This is a genomic window from Hyphococcus luteus (assembly GCF_002943565.1).
In the GTDB taxonomy this organism is placed as follows: Bacteria; Pseudomonadota; Alphaproteobacteria; order Caulobacterales; family Parvularculaceae; genus Hyphococcus; species Hyphococcus luteus.
This window is the reverse complement of sequence record NZ_PJCH01000015.1, coordinates 101462-117508: the sequence shown is the minus strand read 5'-3', so window position 1 is coordinate 117508 and position 16047 is coordinate 101462. Positions and strand designations below refer to the sequence as shown.

The following is a 16047-nucleotide window of genomic DNA, read 5'->3' as shown; positions in this document are numbered from 1 at the left end:
GCGTTACCACCGGCCTTCGGCCGGGGGCCGCGCCTAAGCGGTCCTTGCCACTGCGTGTCCGCAGGGGCGGACTTATCTTTTTATGGACTTAGGGGCCAGCCCCTCAGCGCGCTTGCAAGAAAAACAGCCGGTCTCCCGAGGCTCGCTCGCTTTGCTCTCTGCGCCCGCCGCCGATTTTTCTTATCCGCTTGCACACCCCGTTTTCGCCAAAGGGCAAGGGTTGCATGAGCAACCCGGTTCCACGGAAATGCTGGTCCGGTTTAGAGCTTGCGCAAACATTCTTCGGCGCGAGCGGTTAAGCGTTCAGCGAGCCGGTCTATGACGGGGTGTTTTAGTCCTGCATCTTTCATGTCTTGTTGTGTAGATGCGGCGACATCCGGCAGGCTTTCAGTGATTGTTTTTATGCGATTAAGAATATCATCGCTTTTGAGCCTGATTTCGTCAGCCAACTTCGTCCATTGACGCGCATAAATGTCCCGCAGGCGGTACTTGCCGCCAAGTTTCATGGCGAGTTTCAGCTTCATCGGATCGAATTCATCATAGGGCAGGGCGCTGGCAAGGTCGTAAAGCGGCGCCAGGCGCGCGCGGCCCGCAGCGCCGATCAGAAGCGAATAGTTCTTTGCATGGGCGTCCGTACCGGCAATCAGCCAGTTGAAAGCAATGGCGTCAATAAAGGTTGCAACATCCTCTTTTGCTTCGCCGGAGACCTCGCGCAGGAGATCGACAATTCGGGCGACGCCGGGGCCGTCTTCATTTTCATATTTTTGCGTGGGCGGAATGCCGAGCGCCTGACACATATCTTCCTGGTGAATGCGGACCAGCCCGTCATCGGTGAACTGCCGGTCATAGCGTTCCACGACTATCGCCGGTTCACCGTCAAAATGCATCACGGAGCTTGACACCGTCGGCAGACCGAGCGCGCGGGCCAGCATTAAGCAGAAATGTTCATTCTCGGCGTGACCGTCAAACTCTCCAGTCGGAGGCTTTAGAATATGCGTGGTTGGCATGCGGCCCGAAGGAATGCCCCATCGCTTGTTCTGATAGAGAAGGGCGGTTTTCGGTTGCGCGCCTGCGAGGCTGAATTGTCCCGTATCGCGTGGCCGTCTCCATGCGGAATGATCCGCGCGCAGCGCCTTTAACCGTTCAGCGATTTCCGTTTCATCGATCCATTCTATGCTGCCGGGACCGGCGTTTTGAATGGCTTCCAGTCGTTCGGGTTGTACAAACTGCACTGCGCCAGCGCAGTCTTCGCCGACCTGAGAAATCAGCGCAAAAGAATTGCGCGCCGATACCTGAAACTTTTGCGCCCATTTGCTGAGCACGAATTCATTATCGGGCAGGAGACCCCATATAAAGGCGTCAATGACCGCATGATCGTGCTCGGAAGCTGCGAGCGGCATGGATAATGATAACGGATATGCGCCGCGCGTGTTTTGCCACTTATCATCATAGATGAATTTCATTCGGGCGCGCTTGTCCTGGGTGACGCGGCCAATTTCATTTCCGCCAAGCAGTACGATCAGCTCGCCCGTCATTGTTTCGGCCTCCGGGCGTTTTCAATGATGGAATCGATATCAACCGTTTTCGGTTGCGCGGCCTTGCCGGTTTTATCAGGGCGCTCGCCATCGATATTGATGACGACCCCGAGCGCATCGAGGGTTTTGAGGATGAGGGAAATTTCCGCACGCGGCTTGCCCTTTTCGACCTCATTGATCCATTGACGGCTTACGCCCACCTTTTGAGCGAGATCGGCCTGATCAAGATCGGCTTTCTTGCGCCGGTCTCGGATGATTGCGCCTAAGTCTTTGACGGTTCTGATCTGCATTGTTCGTTTATCCATTTGTCACCGTTCGATGACATTGTAACAAAGTCAGCGTTCGGCGACAAGGAAAAATGTCGCCGTTCGATTACATAATAAGCGTGTAAATCCAACCTGACAAAGAGCGGAAATGCTGAATTTTGGCCACTCTTGGAGGAAAAGCCGGAGTTACACATTCGCTGCACAGGGCTGGGTGTTATGGCCTATTTTCCAGGAAATTCAGAGGGTTATAAGTTTAAACTGTAGATTCTTTGTCGAATCGTTATACTGGGCTTGGTCCCGCCGAATCCCGGCGAGGGCAGGGTGAATCTTACACGCTGAGTTACACGGTTTAAAAAGAGTCCTGAAAAACCGTTTAAAATCAAATACTTACAGTATACAAAGAAGACTTAAAATCTGTCGGGAGCAATCCCGTGGGGGTTCGAGTCCCCCCGTCCGCACCATCTTACCGTGAAATATCAGCCTGTGGCCGCAGTCTTGTCTTGCGCGTCGCTACCGCCGCCGGCAGAGCCCGGGCGCGGCGCCGACTGATCGGCGAAGAGCCCCGCAAAGCGCACTCGTGCGATAAAGCCTTTTCCCGGCGCGCTTTCAAAATCCAGCACGGCGTCATGGAGCGCGGCGAATTGCGACGCCAGATAAAGGCCGAGCCCGGCGCCTTCATGGGCGCGATTGAGGGAGCTGTCGCCCTGAAAGAAAACTTCCGTCAGCCTTGGCAACAGCGCAGGCTCGACTCCCGGACCATTGTCCTCGACTTCCAGCAGCAAGTCCGGACCGGCCATCATCGCCCGCAGGCTGATTTGCGCGCCGTCGCCGGCGAATTTCAGCGCATTGCCCAGGAGATAAGCGGTGATGTGTTTCATGACGTTGAGATCGACAAGCACGTCGGGCATGCCGTCCTGAACTTCCATGACGACATTCGTGTTCTGTTTTTTAATGTGGCGCTGGAAACCTGAAATCATGTGTTCGAACAATTCCGCTATTGACGCGTAATCCTTCGACAATTCGTAATCGCCGGCGTCCAGTTTGGCGACATTCAGCATGTTGTTGACAATCCGGAGCAGCCTTTCGCCGCTTTCATGGATATTTTGCGAAAACTCCTTGTATTCCGGCGCTGCGTGGGGGCCGAAGGCTTCCGTCTTTAGAATTTCGGCGAAACCAAGGACGCCGTTAAGGGGGGTGCGCAGCTCATGGCTCATATTGGAGATGAGCTGCGTCTTCATCTTGTCGGCGGCGATGGCCGCCTCCTTGGCTTCGCGCTCGGCTTCCTCGATGCGTTTGCGTGCGGAGACGTCGCGTATCGTATAAACCACCAGTTCGCTCGCGGACAGACTGGCGCTGGTTTGCATTTTTTCCGCAGATATGATGCGGCGGTTGGCGGTCACTTCGAGAATGGCGCCGTTTGTCGGCGCCTTGAATTCAAACTGAACGATTTTTTGCCGGCCGGTTCCCTGGGAAGCGAGACTGGGAAAATAAGGAACGAGATCGGTGATCTTGATTTTATGGCCGGTTTTCCGGTCGATATGCAAAAGCTCTTTCGCCCGCTTGTTGCACAGTTCGACGGCGCCGCTTCCATCCGTCACGATGACGCCGTCCGCATTGTCGCGAATGACAATGCCGGCGAGCTCCTGAAGCCGCATGGTTCTCGCCCGCTGGCTGATAATCTGCCGGGCGCGGTGATTGAGGAGGGCGCCGGCGACATAGAGGATGGCGAGGATTTGCGCGGCGAGCGCAAAACCGACGTCGAAACTGACAGGCGCGATCGCCTGGACGCCGAGAGGAACGCCGATCAGGGCGGCGAGCAGGAAAGCGTGTTGCACAACGAGTTTGGACACGCGCCTTTCCGCCGCGTTCCGGCTCAGCCAGATCAGGATCAGCGCAGCGAGCGCAAGGGAAATCGCCGGATGCGTGCGTTCGAGCGCGCGGTTCTGGACCAGGCTTTCATAGCTTAAGGCGTGCAGTATCACGCCGGACGTCACGCCCAGGACCGGCGCCGCGAATTCATCGCCGAGCTCCAGCGCCGTGGCGCCGATCATGATATTCTTTCCCCGGACCGTTTCCGATGAAAAATTTCCGGTGAGAACATCGTGAAAGGACAGGCGCTCTATCTTGTCGGCGTCGATTCCGAAATCGATGTAGAACGTATCGTGCTGATCGGCCGGAATGCCCGCGAGCACGCCGGCGAGCGTTGCCCGATAAACACCGTCGTCTTCAATGGCGCGCCAGCCGCGGCGCAGGACCCCGTTCTTCTCCGCGGTCAGGGTGACGCTCGCGACGATGCTGTGTTTCAGGAATTTTTCGTTGGGCGGGGTTTTCAAGAGTTCTGCGCTTTCGCCGCGGCGCGACGACCACTGCCAGAACACAGGCAGAATGACCTGGCCGGGACGGCGCTCCAGCGCGGCGGCGAAAGCGGCGTCGTTTTCCAGATCCGAAAGAGAAGAAAAATCGATATCGAAAGCGATCAGAGACGCGCCGGCGTCTTCAAGATTGCGGACAGCCCTGGCGTAACGTTCGCGCGGCCATGGCCAGCGGCCTTCTTCGCGAATGCTTTCCGGATCGATTTCCACAAGGACGAGCGTCCCGGTCGGCTCGCGTTTGATCAACTGAAAGCGCGCGTCCATGAGCGCGTTGTTCATAGGTTCGATCAGGCCGAACCCGGCGAGCGCCAGCAAAACCAGGAAAAGCCCGACGGGCGCAACAAAAGATCCGGCGGCGCGCCGCGGGCGCCGCCAGATCGATTTATCGGTTTTTCCGCCTGTTTTCGGCATTCCGGTCTTGCTGGTTTGCGGTCAGCGGACCGTACCGCAGGAAGCGTTAAGATTTAGAAGGGCAGAAGGCCGCGATCGTTACCCGGGTCTTGTCCCTGGCCGGGATTGGCGTCGAGATCTAGTCCGTCGCCGCCAAGGCCGACGCCCAAGCCGCCGACATTCGCCCCTACATTGACGCCGCCCGCGCCGGCGCCGGCTGTGACGTTCACATCTGCTGCGCCGCCTGCGCCTGCGGTGACGTTGACATCGACGCCGCCATTGCCGCCGCCGGCATTGACCCCCACATCAACACCGCCCGCGCCAGCGTTGACGTCGACATCGGCCCCGCCATTGCCGCCGCCGGCGTTGACGCCGACATTGGCGCCGCCGCCAGCATTGACGTTCACATTCGCGCCACCGCCTGTGTTGCTATTGCCGCCGGTATTGCCGTTGCCATTGCCGACGCCGAGAGCGAGGCCATTGCCATTGCCGTTGCCGTTGCCGTTGCCGACGCCGAGGGCGATGCCATTGCCGTTGCCGCCGGCATTGCCGTTGCCGTTGCCGACGCCGAGGGCGATGCCATTGCCATTGCCGCCGGCATTGCCGTTGCTGTTTCCAAGACCGATGGCGAGGCCATTGCCGGCGCCCGCATTTGCGTTGACGCCGGTATTGGCGCCGGGGCCGCGGGGCCGGTCGCCCGTAATCGCGGCAAGCGCTCTCGGATTGGCGTTGCTGGCCTGGCGGAAATTGCCTGCGTCAAACACCGGCGAATTGCTTTCGCGGGCCATCGCGCCGGGATTTTCCGCTTTGACAAGACCGTCGGTAACGCCGGCGAAGTCGATCGGATCGACGCCAATATTGGTCGGGATCATCAGACCGGCGCGCTTGCCGCCTTCGGCCGGCTCAATTTCGGTCGGCTCAGGTTTGGCGTTGTCGCCGCCGCCGCGCGCCGGCTGCATGAAGGCGTGATCCGCCGTCGAGACACGCACGGTTTCGCCGGCCGGCACCAGAACGCTGTTATTGCTGTCAATCGGCGTCACTTCAACGAGGCCTTCGGCGACATGAACCGCATGGCTGTTCGTGCCGGCGGTGACGGTGAATGTCGTTCCCTTCACGACGGCCGCGATGACCGGCGTTTCCACCCGGAAGTGCTGTTTTTCTCTTTTATCGACCTTGAACATCAGCGTGCCGAGATCCTGAAAGATCCGGGTCATGCCTTTTTCCTCTATGGCGGGCAGGGACATGCGGCTGTTGGGGCCGACGACAATCGTTTGTTCGCCGCGGGCGAGCACGGCGCGTCCGTCAAGTCCGGTCGAAAGGATAGAGCCGCCGCGAAGGGTTTCGCCTGTGGAGACGAGCTGAACGCCAGCCATGGTTTGGGAAATGCGAACAGCGCCGGAGGTTTCCACGACGCGCCAGCCGCCATTGTCGGCGTAAGCCGCCGCAATGAGCATGAAGAGGCTGCCGACAAGGCTTGCAATATATTTGGTCAGTTTCATGACCTACCTCCAAACGGGGGCTTACAGAGACGCCGCCGGGATTAAACTCAAGCGTTTTATAGAAAGCGGGTAATTTAAAACTTATTAAAATTGATTGAGCCTCGGTTAACGGTGCATTCACCATAAATAAAACATTATCTTTATTACGCTATAAAATGACTATAACCGGAGCGACGTTGCCAAGCGGACTGATGATCCGGTCTGCAAGCGTGTTCCTGGAATGGTCGAAGAATGCGTTATTCGTCTCTCTGGCCCGTGGTCGTTGTTTTTTGCGCGTTCCTCGCCTTAGGCGCAGGCGCTGCAACGGCGCAGGCGCCTGAAAATGTCGAAGAGCGTTTGCCGGCGCCCGAACCGGCGGCGCGCGACAAAGAGCCGGCCTATCTCGACAGGCTGCGTCCGGGCCCGCCTGTGCCGGCGGTGGAAGACGACGAGCAGCTCGACCGGTTTGTGCTCACGGCCGTCGCCATCACCGGCGCAAACGCCATTCCGCCTGAAAGATTCGCGCCGCTTTATGACGATCTTCTCGCGCAATATGTGACAATCGACGATGTGGCGGCGCTCGCCGACGCCATCACGGGCCTGTACCGCGAAAAGGGGTATTTCCTCTCCCGCGCGATCGTTCCGGCGCAAAACCCAGCGAGCGGTGTTTTGAAGATTGAGATCGCCGAAGGCTATATCGCCGATGTCGAGTTCGAAGACGGCGCCCCGGCGGCTGTCAGGAAACGTCTCATTGACGTCATGAAGGAGCGTCCGCTTCGTTTGTCGACGTTGGAGCGCAAGCTTGCGCTCATCGGCGACCTTCCGGGCATGACTGTTGCGTCATCTAAAATCGAACCGCAGCTTGACGACTTCGCGCGCCACCGGCTGATCGTCAAAATCAAACAGGATCGTATTGAGGGCAGCATCTACGCCGACAATCGCGGCACGAAAGACGCAGGACCCCATCAGGCCTATGTCAGCCTCTCGGCGAATTCCGCGCTTACGACCGGCGACCAGCTTACGGCCGGTCTTTTTTTCATTCCCGCCTCTCCGGACGAGCTCGCGCTCGTCCGGATTGCTTACGCAACGCCGATTGGCGGCGGCGGCCTCGCCTTGAATACAGAGGCCATGACCTCTTCTTTCAAGGCCGGGGGGCCGCGCGCCGCGGAAGAGGTGGAAAGCCGCACAACGCGCTTGCGGGTTGGATTGAGCTATCCGCTGATCCGCCGCCGCAAGCTTGCCCTTCTGGCGTCGGCCGGCCTGCAAGGACGCAATTTCGAGGAAGAACGCATGGACGCCGTGCGCTTCGAGGACAGGATTCGCTCTGTCTACGCTTCCATGACCTTGCGCAAGGCGCATCTCGACGGCGTGACGTCCGTTTCGGCGGAAGCGACGCGGGGGCTTAACATATTGGGCGCATCCACTACCGGCCTGCTGTCGCGGCCGGACGCAACCGCCGAATTCACGAAATTCAACGCCGAGTTCGGCCGTCTCCAGACTGTCAGTCAGAAGATCAGCGTCTATGCGAGCGTCGCCGGGCAATATGCTCTCGATCCGCTTTTGGCTTCCGAAGAGTTCTCGCTCGGCGGCGCGCGTTACGGGCGCGCCTATGATTACAGCGAATTCAAGGGCGAGGACGGCGTCGCTGCGAATGTGGAGCTGCGTTATGGCGGACCGGCCGTCGCCGAGTTTTTGAAGTCCTATCAGTTTTACGGTTTTTACGATTACGGCGCGGTCTGGAACGACAATGTGCCGCCCCAGTTTGAAAAGCTGGATCTGTCCTCCGCAGGCGGCGGCTTGCGCCTCAATTTCAGCAACGATCTGCATTTCAACGCCGAGCTCGCCAAGCCGCTGGACGGCGCGCCTTTCACCCAAGGCGATCAGAGCTGGCGCGGATTTTTCAACCTGTCGAAATCGTTTTGACGGCGTGGGAGCGCTTAAAGGTCCATCATCAGGACGGCGGCGCCCTCGAACCGGCCGGCTCTTAAATCGTCGAGCGCTTCATTCGCCTTTTCGAGCGGGTAGGGATGCGTCGCGGTTTTCACCTTCGCATCGGGCGCGACTTTCAAAAATTCTACGCCGTCTTGGCGGGTGAGGTTCGCAACCGAGCGGATCTGACGTTCCTCCCATAAATCCGCATAAGGAAAAGACGGGATATCGCTCATGTGAATGCCGGCGCAGATTACCGCGCCGCCCTTGTCGACGGCTTTCAGCGCGGCCGGAACCAGCGCCCCGACCGGCGCGAAAATGATCGCCGCATCGAGACGCTGCGGCGGCGCCTCGTCGCTGCCGCCGGCCCAGACGGCGCCGAGGGCCCGGGCGAAGGCCTGTCCCTTTTCATCGCCCGGCTTGGTGAAGGCGTAAACGTCGCGTTTTTGATGAACCGCGACTTGCGCAATGATGTGCGCCGCCGCGCCGAAGCCGTAAAGGCCGAGGCGTTTGGCCTCGCCCGTCATGCGATAGGAACGATAGCCGATCAGGCCCGCGCACATCAGCGGCGCGGCTTCCTCGTCCGAATACACATCCGGAATGGGAAAGCAGTAGCGCGCGTCCGCTGCTGTATAGTCCGCAAAGCCGCCGTCGCGGGTGTAGCCGGTGAACTGCGCGGCCGCGCACAGATTTTCCTGGCCCTTCAGGCAGTATCTGCATTTTCCGCAGCTATAGCCGAGCCAGGGCACGCCGACGCGGTCTCCTTGCGCAAGGCCTTCCACGCCGGGTCCCAGCGCGTCGACGACGCCGATAATTTCATGACCGGGAACGAGCGGCAGTTTCGGCTTTGTGAGATCGCCGTCGACAATATGCAGATCCGTGCGGCAGACGGCGCAGGCGCGCACGCAGATGCGGATTTCGCCCTCGCCGGGATCCGGCGCAGGCATGTCCCGCAAGGCGAGCGGGGCGCCGGGCTTTTCGAACACCATTGCGCGCATGAGAAGGCTCCGTGAAGTCGCTGGCGCTATGGTTCGCCGGAGCATGCCTCGGCGTCAAGCGGGCCGGATTGCCGTAATGGATGATTCACACATAAGACAGCGGCGCCAATAAGGAATTCAAAAGGCGCGCCGCCATGTGCCCCACGCTGCGGCGGTGGGGAATGGGGCCGGCCTTTATGGACGAGACGAAGGAGGAAATGCGTGGTAATTATCCATAGTCGCCCATAGGAAACTGGCGTGAATTGGATGAAGCAACCGGATTATTATGAAGGCGATGCAGGCTCTGGCATTGTTCTTCTGCATTGGCGACGCCTTCCTGTTTTCCTCGCAGCCTTCTTGTTGCTGCTCTTCGGCGGCTGCAATGAAGCGGAGCTTGAGGCGTCAGCAACAGATCGACAATGCCTGGCGCCGACAGAGCCTGTTTTCATTCAGGGCGGCGACTTTATCATGGGAAGCAACGCAACCTATCCGGAAGAGGGACCGGCCCGGGAAGTGTCCGTCTCGAGCTTCTGGATAACGCCGACGGAAGTGACCGTCGGTCAGTTCGCTGAATTCGTGAGGGATGCCGGATATGTGACCGTCGCGGAACGTCCGGTCGATCCGTCCGCCTATGCCGGAATTGACGTGAAGGATGCGTCTGCCTTGCAGCCCGGCGGCGCTGTGTTCCGGCCGCAGTCTGTTGCGGCGGAGCTCAACTGGTGGCGATATGCGCCGGGGGCTGACTGGCGGCGCCCCCAAGGGCCGGACGCGCCGGCGGCCAAGGCGTCAGAGCCCGTGACGCAAGTCGCTTTCGAAGACGCGGCTGCGTATGCGCAATGGGCGGGAGGACGCCTGCCGACGGAAGCGGAATGGGAGTATGCGGCGCGGGCGGGAGGCGACGCCTCCGTCAACGAAATCAGCACGCCTCCCGGCGGCGCCAACACTTGGCAAGGCCTCTTCCCGGTTCAAAACACCAAAGAGGATGGGTATGAAGGCGTTGCGCCCGTTGGCTGTTTTCCGCCGAATGCATATGGACTTTACGACATGATCGGAAATGTCTGGGAGTGGACCGGCGATTGGTATGCGCCCCGACATGAGACTGCAAAACGAAATCCGTCCGGCCCGGAAAAACAAGAGAGTTACGATCCGGCGAATCCCGGCGTCCCCGCGCGCGTGATCAAGGGCGGAAGCTATTTGTGTGCGGAGAATTATTGCATGCGGTATCGGCCGGCCGCGCGGCATGCGCAGGAAACCGGCCTTGGGACAAATCATATCGGGTTTCGCGTCGTTTATGACGAGCGCTGAAGAGGCGCGGCGTTGAAACAAAGACCGATTCTTCGCCTTTCCCCTGAGGCTTGGTTTTTCCAAGCGGCAAGCCCGTCCCAGCGGCGAGCGGCATCCGGTTTTGAATTGTCTTGCTATTTCACTCCTTATTGCGAGAATGCGGGCCGGTAGGAGCATGCAGTCAAGCTGGAACGATGAACACGAACTGGATCATTGAGACCAAGCTTTGTCCGCCGCAATTGTGGCGCGATCTGATCGTCCGCAGGCGCCTTGACGGCGAATTTTTGCGGTGGAGGCAGTCAAAACTTGGCTTGATTATTGCGCCGGCCGGATATGGCAAGACGTCTCTCCTGGCGGAATGGTGCGAACGGTGGAGCCAGGAAGGGGCGCATGTCGCCTGGCTGTCGCTGGACGACAATGACAGCGAGCTTTTGCGCCTCATGTCTTACCTCATCGCGGCGATTTCGAATGCGGGCGTGCGGCTTGGGCGGCTTGAAATGGCTGCGCGCCAGGGCCTGGCGGATACGTTAACGGACGCCGCCTTCGCCTCACTGATCAATCAGCTTGCCGAATGCAAACAGGATGTCGTGGTGGTGCTTGACGATTATCACCGCGTTCAGTCGGCCGAAGCGGACAAACTGCTGGATGCTTTTATTGCAAGCGCGCCCGATCATGTGCATGTCTTCATCAGTGGAAGAGAGCGCCCGAAAATCATCCATGCAACATACAGGGCGCGCGACCAGCTGATCGAGGTCGGATCTGACGCGCTGAAATTCACCGATACCGAAGCGCGCGACCTTCTAGGACCGGCGATTTCCGCTGCGGTGCTGGACGGTCTGATACATCAAACGGAAGGATGGGCGGTCGCGCTTCAGCTCGCCAAGCTGTGGTGCGAAGATCGCCATGACGCCGCGGCGCCGAAAGCGGCCGACTTGTTATGGTCAGGAAATGTCGCGGACTATTTCGCCGAGCAGATTCTTTTTGAACTGGAGCCGTCGCTTCAGGAGTTTCTGTTGAAAACATCGATTCTCGAACGGTTTAACGCCGACCTGGCGAATTCGATTTGCGGGCGCGGAGATTGCGGCCAGATACTTTCGAGTTTGCATAAGCTGCATGCGCTTATCTTTCCGCTTGACCGCGATCAATGCTGGTTCAGGTGTCATCACCTGTTCAGCGATTTTCTGAAGCGAACGCTTGAGAAGGAGAGGCCGCAAAGCATTCCGACGCTGCATGGGGCGGCGTCTGAGTGGTTTGAAAAAGAAGGCTTTCTTGTCGAAGCGGTCGAACACGCAAAGGCGGCCGGCGACACCGTCCGGGCAGCGGGCGTCGTGCTTTCGGCCGGCGGCTGGCGGCTGATCATCGAATATGGCGTCGGAATTGCGAGCAGTCTGCTCCAGCAATTCACCGCCGAGGAGGTCAGGCGTTTTCCCCGCCTGCAAATCTGTCAGGCCTATCACTGCATGAAGACTGGCGATATTGCGCGCGCGCACCGGCTTCTGGAAGAGCTGGAGCCGCTTCGCGCCCATGGCGGCAGGGAGGCGGATGCGGCGACGCTCCGCGATTACGAGCATGTCAGCGGTCTCTTGCACCGTTACGAAGATCTGCCGATGAACTTCGCCGAACTGGCGCGGACGCGGGAGAAGCTCAAGAGCGCCGATGAAAACGATCCGGGCGATCTTGCAGTGCGGCTCACCGAAGCCTGTCTGCAACCGCTTGTGCTCGGCGATATCGAGCCGGCCCAAGCGGCGAGCAGCGAGGCCATCCGGCGCTTGCAGGCGAGCGGTCAGGTGCTTCCGTTGAATTACTGTTATTTTCATCTTGGTCTTGCGCAATATCATGCGCTCAATCTCAATGAAGCTGAGGCGACGATTAGCGAAGCCCGCGCGCTGGCCGAAGAAAATTATGGGTCTGACAGCGGGCTGAAAAACATCGCAGACGGTCTGCTCGGCGTCATGCGCGCCGAACGGGACGATATGGGCGCGGCTGAAAATTTTCTCTCCAGCTCTTTAAGCTATATTGAACGCCATGATTCCTGGCTTGAGATTTTTGCGCCGGTCTATCAGGCCTCTGCGAGCGTCGCCTATTGCGCCGAAGGTCACGAAGCGGTGCTGGCTGTTCTGGCGCGGGGCGAGATGACGGCGCAACGGCGCAATCTGGATCGCCTGCAAACCCTTATGCTCGCCGAGCGGGGGCGGTGGCTGGCGTATTTTGGCGCGCTTGCTGAGGCAGGCGCCGTGCTGAGCGACGACCGGCTTGCGTTCTCGGTCGGCGCCTGGCGCGAAGATCCGTTTCAGTGGCGGCGCCATCATGCTGTCGGCATGGCGCGTCTTTGCCTGCAGCTCGCCGAGCGCCGCCCGGACGGCGCGCGTGAAATTATCGACGATCTGGAGGCGGCGGCGGAGCGAGGCGGGCGCGCTTACGATGCGGCGCAGGCGAGAATCTTCCGTGCGCTATTCAGCTACGCCGCCAAAGACGAAATTAACGGCGCGGCGCAACTGCTCAAGGTGCTGTCCATCGCCGCGCCCCAGAACGCGCGCCGCCTTTTCCTCGAAATGCCGCTGGAAATCGAGGATTTGCTGCGCGTCTGCCGCCAGCAGAGCAAGCTGCGCGCATCGGGCAGTTTCCTGCGCAGCTTCATTGAAGATTTGCTGGAGGCCGGCCGCCTGCGCCGGATGCGTCTTAAGACCCATAAGCGTCTCGACCTTTTGAGCGCGCGGGAGCGAGAAGTGATGTCGGAACTCAGCAACGGGGCGCGGAACAAGGAAATCGCCCGCGTGCTCGATATGACCGAAAACACGGTGAAGTTTCATCTGAAGAATATTTTCGCCAAGCTTGGCGTCGAAAACCGCGCTGAAGCGGTGGCGGTCGCCCGCGAGCGGTCGCTGACCGCCTGACCCGTCCAGCCCTCTGACAGCCGCATAAACCGAAGTCTCGGTCCGGGCGCCTACCCGTCTGGGTAGGGCGCCCGGCATGCGTCTGACGTCGGCCCACACGGAAAATACCGGAACCTACACGGATCACGCTTTGACCGCGAGTGCAGCTTTCCCGATGCTGAGTCATGGCTGGCGGTCATAAGGGACAGCACCGGAGGCGGGATGCGGATCGGCGTTGATGTCGGGGGGACGAATACGGATGCGGCGCTGATGGACGGCGACAGGGTCGTCGCTACAGCCAAGACCGCGACGACAGGCGATGTCGGCTCCGGCGTTGTCAGCGCCATTTCATCGGTTCTTTCCGAGGCGCGCCAATCTCCAGCCTCTATCGACGTCGTGATGATCGGCACGACGCATTTCACCAACGCCATCGTTGAGCGCAAAGGGCTCGCCCGGGTGGCGGTCATCCGGCTCTGCCTGCCGGCGACGCGCAGCCTGCCGCCGATGATCGACTGGCCGGCGGATCTGGCAGAGATCATCGGCGACGATGTTTACCTCGCCAAAGGCGGTTACGAGTTCGACGGGCGGCTTATCAGCCCGCTCGACCCGGCCGAGATTGCGGACATTGCAGACGATATCGTCCGCAAGGGCGTTAGGAATATTGCGATCTCTTCCGTATTTGCGCCGCTCAACGCCGCCATGGAGCAGGGAGCCGCGGAAATCATCAAAGCGCGCGCGCCGGAAGCGACGATCACCCTGTCCTATGAAATCGGGCGGGTCGGCCTGCTTGAACGGGAAAACGCAACCATCTTCAACGCTGCGCTCACAGACCTCGCCGTCGATGTCGTTGCGGCGTTCCAGAACGCGCTCAAGGAACTCGATATCGCAGCGCCGCTTTATATCAGCCAGAATGACGGCACGCTGATGAGCGCGGAAACCGTGGCGCGGTATCCGGTGCATACATTCGCGTCGGGACCCACGAACTCCATGCGCGGCGCGGCGTTTTTGTGCGACGCGAAGGACGCCATCGTCGTCGATATCGGCGGCACCACGACCGATGTCGGCGTGCTGATCGGCGGTTTTCCGCGGCAGGCTTCCTCGCGCGTGGATATTGGCGGCGTGCGCACCAATTTCAGAATGCCGGACGTTTATTCCATCGGCATTGGCGGCGGCAGCATTGTCTCTACCGACGGCGGCGTAAAGGTCGGCCCAAAATCCGTGGGCTATCGTCTGCCCGAGGAGGCGCGCGTCTTCGGCGGCGATGTTCTGACGGCGACGGACATCGTTGTGGCTTCGGGATGCGCAGAGATCGGCGATGCAGCGCAGGTCAGCGATCTTGAGGGCGACCTAGTCGAGGCCGCCGGGCGGGAAATCAATTTCAAAGTGAATGAAGCGATCGATCGCGTCAAAACCTCGGCGGCCAAGGCGCCGGTCATTCTCGTCGGCGGCGGCGCCGTGCTCGTTACAGACGATTTGCCCGCCGCGTCCGAGGTCATTCGTCCCGATCATGCGGCGGTGGCGAACGCAATCGGGGCTTCCATTGCGCAAGTCGGCGGCGAGATCGACAAGGTCTACGATTTCGATGCGTTGGGGCGGGAGGCCGCGCTCGACAGCGCGCGCGCGGAAGCGCGCGAGCGAGCCATCGAAGCCGGCGCGGATCCGCAATCGATCGAGATTATGCAGGTCGAGGAAATTCCGCTCGCCTATTTGCCGGGGGCCGTGCGCGTGAATGTCAAAGCCGTGGGCGATCTTGCAGCTGCAAAGCCGGCCCGGACCAAGGAGGCGGGGCAATGAGCGACGCGCAGAAGAACGCCGGTTTCGAAGTCAAGGCCGAGCATCTCGAAGATATGGCGCGCGGCGCCGCGTTTCTCGGCGCGGGCGGCGGCGGCGATCCTTATATCGGCGCCATGACCGCGCTGCATGCCGTGCGCACCTATGGCGCGCCGCGCTGCATATCCGGTGAAGAGCTTGGCGATGACGATCCGGTTTTTATCGCCGCGATGATGGGCGCGCCCAGCGTCATGGTCGAAAAGCTCACCGGGATTGAAGAAGTCGAGACGGCGATCAGCGCGTTGGAGCGACAAACCGGCAGGAAGGCCAAAGCGATTATGCCTGCGGAAATCGGCGGGCTGAATGCGCTGACGCCGGTGGCGATCGCCGCCAAACGCGGGCTGCCGCTGCTTGACGCCGACGGCATGGGGCGCGCGTTTCCAGAGCTTCAGATGGTCACCTTCGCCGTCCATGGCGTTTCCACGAGCCCGCTCGCGGTCGGTAATGAGCATGGCGAATACCAGGTCATCAATGCGCGCGACAACAAGGCGTCTGAAAATTCAGCGCGCCGCCTCGTCATCGAGATGGGCGCGTCGGTTGGAATTTCCTGTTATCCCATGCTGGGGTCGGATGCAAAGCGGTCCGCCGTTCGCGGCACGCTCTCTCTAGCCCGGGGCATCGGTGAGGCGATCGCCCGGGGGCGGCGCGAGGGGGATCCTTTCGAGACGCTGATGAGCTATCTGCGGTCTACGGATTATTACAATCAGTGCGGCGTTCTGTTCAGCGGGAAGGTTGTCGATCTGGAGCGCAAGACAGAAGGCGGCTTTACGCTTGGCGCTTGCAAGATCATTTCAAATGAGGACGACGGGCGCGAGCTGGAAGTGATTTTCCAGAACGAATATCTGCGCGCCCGGTGCGGGGATGAAACGCTGGCGATCGTGCCGGACCTGACCTGCATTCTCGATGCGGAATCGGCCGAGCCGATCACAACGGAAACGCTGCGCTACGGCCAGCGGGTCAAAGTCATGGGCGTCAGTTGCGCGCCGGTGATGAGATCGAAAGCCGCTCTTGAACTGTTTGGCCCGCAGGCGTTCGGGCTCGACGAGCCGTTTAAACCGATAGAAGAACTGATCGCCGTCGGGTGATGCGCGACCAAGCTGACGAATTGAGGGG

10 protein-coding genes are annotated in these 16047 nt (G+C 60.1%); 5 read left to right on the top strand and 5 right to left on the bottom strand.

The features are described from left to right. Nucleotides 1-260: 260 nt before the first annotated feature. The 4 genes from CW354_RS16670 to CW354_RS16655 all read right to left on the bottom strand — a co-directional run bounded on the left by CW354_RS16670 (nucleotide 261) and on the right by CW354_RS16655 (nucleotide 6062). Nucleotides 261-1535, bottom strand: coding sequence for a type II toxin-antitoxin system HipA family toxin (locus CW354_RS16670; RefSeq protein ID WP_104831227.1), 1275 nt, complete (start codon nucleotides 1533-1535; stop codon nucleotides 261-263). Continuing rightward, nucleotides 1532-1825, bottom strand: coding sequence for a helix-turn-helix transcriptional regulator (locus CW354_RS16665; RefSeq protein ID WP_207764870.1), 294 nt, complete (start codon nucleotides 1823-1825; stop codon nucleotides 1532-1534). Before CW354_RS16665 ends, CW354_RS16670 begins: the two co-directional genes overlap by 4 nt. A gap of 452 nt (nucleotides 1826-2277) precedes the next feature. Continuing rightward, a complete protein-coding gene (locus tag CW354_RS16660) occupies nucleotides 2278-4584 on the bottom strand; it encodes a CHASE2 domain-containing protein (RefSeq protein ID WP_104831225.1) in 2307 nt (768 codons plus the stop codon). Between the two features lie 53 nt (nucleotides 4585-4637). Next, nucleotides 4638-6062, bottom strand: coding sequence for a FecR domain-containing protein (locus tag CW354_RS16655; protein WP_104831224.1), 1425 nt, complete (start codon nucleotides 6060-6062; stop codon nucleotides 4638-4640). Nucleotides 6063-6293: 231 nt separating this feature from the next. Here CW354_RS16655 and CW354_RS16650 point away from each other — a divergent pair, with 231 nt between their 5' ends. Beyond that, nucleotides 6294-7964 carry a ShlB/FhaC/HecB family hemolysin secretion/activation protein gene (locus CW354_RS16650; protein WP_104831223.1) on the top strand — a complete coding sequence of 557 codons (1671 nt, stop codon included), beginning with the start codon at nucleotides 6294-6296 and terminating at the stop codon, nucleotides 7962-7964. 14 nt (nucleotides 7965-7978) lie between these two features. Here CW354_RS16650 and CW354_RS16645 read toward each other — a convergent pair whose 3' ends face one another. Beyond that, nucleotides 7979-8968, bottom strand: a complete 990-nt coding sequence (locus tag CW354_RS16645; protein WP_104831222.1) for a zinc-dependent alcohol dehydrogenase family protein — start codon at nucleotides 8966-8968, stop codon at nucleotides 7979-7981. 246 nt (nucleotides 8969-9214) lie between these two features. Between CW354_RS16645 and CW354_RS16640 the strand changes: the two genes are divergently transcribed. The 4 genes from CW354_RS16640 to CW354_RS16625 all read left to right on the top strand — a co-directional run bounded on the left by CW354_RS16640 (nucleotide 9215) and on the right by CW354_RS16625 (nucleotide 16019). Continuing rightward, nucleotides 9215-10252: a formylglycine-generating enzyme family protein gene (locus tag CW354_RS16640; RefSeq protein ID WP_104831221.1), complete on the top strand. Its 1038-nt coding sequence runs from the start codon at nucleotides 9215-9217 to the stop codon at nucleotides 10250-10252. A gap of 173 nt (nucleotides 10253-10425) precedes the next feature. Continuing rightward, nucleotides 10426-13125, top strand: coding sequence for a winged helix-turn-helix domain-containing protein (locus CW354_RS16635; RefSeq protein WP_104831220.1), 2700 nt, complete (start codon nucleotides 10426-10428; stop codon nucleotides 13123-13125). A 201-nt stretch (nucleotides 13126-13326) separates the two neighbouring features. After that, a complete protein-coding gene (locus tag CW354_RS16630; protein ID WP_104831219.1) occupies nucleotides 13327-14898 on the top strand; it encodes a hydantoinase/oxoprolinase N-terminal domain-containing protein in 1572 nt (523 codons plus the stop codon). Then, nucleotides 14895-16019, top strand: a complete 1125-nt coding sequence (locus CW354_RS16625; protein ID WP_104831218.1) for an S-methyl thiohydantoin desulfurase family protein — start codon at nucleotides 14895-14897, stop codon at nucleotides 16017-16019. Before CW354_RS16630 ends, CW354_RS16625 begins: the two co-directional genes overlap by 4 nt. Nucleotides 16020-16047 lie beyond the last annotated feature (28 nt).

Coding starts and splice junctions, on each gene's coding strand:
- CW354_RS16670 (WP_104831227.1), bottom strand. CDS start 1,535: ATGACGGGCGAGCTGATCGTACTGCTTGGCGGAAATGAAATTGGCCGC.
- CW354_RS16665 (WP_207764870.1), bottom strand. CDS start 1,825: ATGCAGATCAGAACCGTCAAAGACTTAGGCGCAATCATCCGAGACCGG.
- CW354_RS16660 (WP_104831225.1), bottom strand. CDS start 4,584: ATGCCGAAAACAGGCGGAAAAACCGATAAATCGATCTGGCGGCGCCCG.
- CW354_RS16655 (WP_104831224.1), bottom strand. CDS start 6,062: ATGAAACTGACCAAATATATTGCAAGCCTTGTCGGCAGCCTCTTCATG.
- CW354_RS16650 (WP_104831223.1), top strand. CDS start 6,294: ATGCGTTATTCGTCTCTCTGGCCCGTGGTCGTTGTTTTTTGCGCGTTC.
- CW354_RS16645 (WP_104831222.1), bottom strand. CDS start 8,968: ATGCGCGCAATGGTGTTCGAAAAGCCCGGCGCCCCGCTCGCCTTGCGG.
- CW354_RS16640 (WP_104831221.1), top strand. CDS start 9,215: ATGAAGCAACCGGATTATTATGAAGGCGATGCAGGCTCTGGCATTGTT.
- CW354_RS16635 (WP_104831220.1), top strand. CDS start 10,426: ATGAACACGAACTGGATCATTGAGACCAAGCTTTGTCCGCCGCAATTG.
- CW354_RS16630 (WP_104831219.1), top strand. CDS start 13,327: ATGCGGATCGGCGTTGATGTCGGGGGGACGAATACGGATGCGGCGCTG.
- CW354_RS16625 (WP_104831218.1), top strand. CDS start 14,895: ATGAGCGACGCGCAGAAGAACGCCGGTTTCGAAGTCAAGGCCGAGCAT.